Source organism: Collinsella sp. SGI.033 (genome assembly GCF_050315135.1).
Classification (GTDB): Bacteria; Actinomycetota; Coriobacteriia; order Coriobacteriales; family Coriobacteriaceae; genus Collinsella.
Genome location: NZ_JBNPOK010000050.1, coordinates 1 through 1686, shown reverse-complemented (window position 1 = coordinate 1686; position 1686 = coordinate 1). Strand labels below are relative to the sequence as shown.

The following is a 1686-nucleotide window of genomic DNA, read 5'->3' as shown; positions in this document are numbered from 1 at the left end:
TCAAGGGGGTTAAGGCCCCCTTTTTCGTGTACGTAATGTGATAACGAGCGGTACGTGTTATTATCGCCAAGGCGTTGTTTCCGCAATGCCCTAAAGAGGAACCCGAAGGTTCCCACCTTTTGGCGCCAATGAGCAGCTGACTGGTCATACAACTTAGATTCTCTTCCTCATATCGAGGATGTCTATGTGTACGACCTGGTTGCAAAGAAGCGCCGGGTTATTTTTTTATGAATGGAGGTAGGGAAAATAGCTAAGTCTGATGACACCCGCATCAACGACGAGATCACTGCATCTTCGTGCCGTTTGATTGGCGTCGATGGCTCTCAGCTCGGCCTGTTCGCCATCCGCGATGCCCAGCGCGTCGCCGACGATCAGGGTCTCGACCTTGTCGAGATCGCTCCCAACGCGGAGCCGCCGGTCTGCAAGGTCATGGACTACGGTAAGTTCAAGTACCAGCAGGCCATGAAGGCCAAGGCTGCTCGTAAGAACCAGTCCAAGGTCGAGGTTAAGGAAATGAAGTTCCGACCCAAGATCGACGTTGGCGACTACGAGACCAAGAAGGGCCACGTTCTGCGTTTCCTCAAGAAGGGCGCACGCGTTAAGATCACCATCATGTTCCGCGGCCGTGAGATGGCTCACCCGGAGCAGGGTCTTAACGTTCTTGAGCGTCTCGCCGAGGATCTTAAGCCTTACGCTACGGTCGAGTCCAAGCCTAAGATGGAAGGCCGTAACATGCTTATGCTGCTCGCCCCAATTAAGGGCGCCTTTGATGAGGATAAAGCGGCAAGTGATACTAAGTAACTAGTGTTCTGTAACCGATTAAGGAGTATTTCATGCCTAAGATGAAGTCCCACAGCGGCACCAAGAAGCGTTTCCGCAAGACTGGTACCGGCAAGCTTATGCGCGCCAAGGCTTTCAAGAGCCACATCCTGAGCAAGAAGTCCACCAAGCGTAAGCGTGGCTTCCGTCAGGAGACCGAGATCGCCGCTGCCGACCGCAAGGTCATCAAGTCGCGTCTCGCCTAAGTTAGCGTTCCCGTTTTTCGTTTAACCGTCTAGGAGTTGATAGAACATGGCACGTATTAAGCGCGCTGTTGCCGCCAAGAAGAAGCGCCGTACCGTTATGCACCGTGCGAAGGGTTACTACGGTGCCGCTTCGCGTACTTACAAGCATGCTAAAGAGCAGGTCCAGCACTCTCTGCAGTATCAGTACCGTGACCGCCGCAATAAGAAGCGCGAGATTCGCTCTCTCTGGATCACCCGTATCAACGCTGCTGCTCGCCTGAACGACATCTCTTACTCTCAGTTCATGCACGGCCTGAAGGTCGCCGGTATCGAGCTCGACCGCAAGGTCCTGGCTCAGATGGCTTACGAGGACATCGAGTCTTTCAACGAGCTGGCTACCATCGCCAAGAAGGCTCTCGAGGCCTAATTGATTCTCTTGAATCGCTAGGGGAGTGTCGCGCTGTGCGCGGCGCTCCCTCTTTTTATCTAAGGCGCTGGTTTATATAGCAAAAGCGCGGGTAGATAGACACTTACAGGTGACCGATCTTTATATATCTCTTAACCGAAGGGTCATCATCTGATACGTGCAGTATTTCTGCACCAGCCTTTCTATTACTTATATAGGAAGCGATATATTGTGTAGGACTTGTGAAGAGTGGAATTGACGTCCCACATCGCTTCG

General features: G+C 52.7%; 3 protein-coding genes. All 3 read left to right on the top strand.

The genetic code is table 11. The features are described from left to right. Positions 1–231 precede the first annotated feature (231 nt). Genes infC through rplT form a run of 3 tightly spaced genes read left to right on the top strand, consistent with a single transcriptional unit; the run spans position 232 to position 1431 of the window. Positions 232–801 carry a translation initiation factor IF-3 gene (gene infC, locus ACQRC0_RS08685; protein WP_006234423.1) on the top strand — a complete coding sequence of 190 codons (570 nt, stop codon included), beginning with the start codon at positions 232–234 and terminating at the stop codon, positions 799–801. 32 nt (positions 802–833) lie between these two features. Beyond that, the gene (gene rpmI, locus ACQRC0_RS08680; RefSeq protein WP_006234422.1) at positions 834–1025 is read left to right on the top strand and encodes a 50S ribosomal protein L35; all 192 of its coding nucleotides are present in this window, start codon (positions 834–836) and stop codon (positions 1023–1025) included. Between the two features lie 46 nt (positions 1026–1071). Further along, complete coding sequence (gene rplT / locus ACQRC0_RS08675) at positions 1072–1431, top strand: 50S ribosomal protein L20 (RefSeq protein ID WP_006234421.1); 360 nt, start codon at positions 1072–1074, stop codon at positions 1429–1431. The last annotated feature ends 255 nt before the right edge of the window (positions 1432–1686 follow it).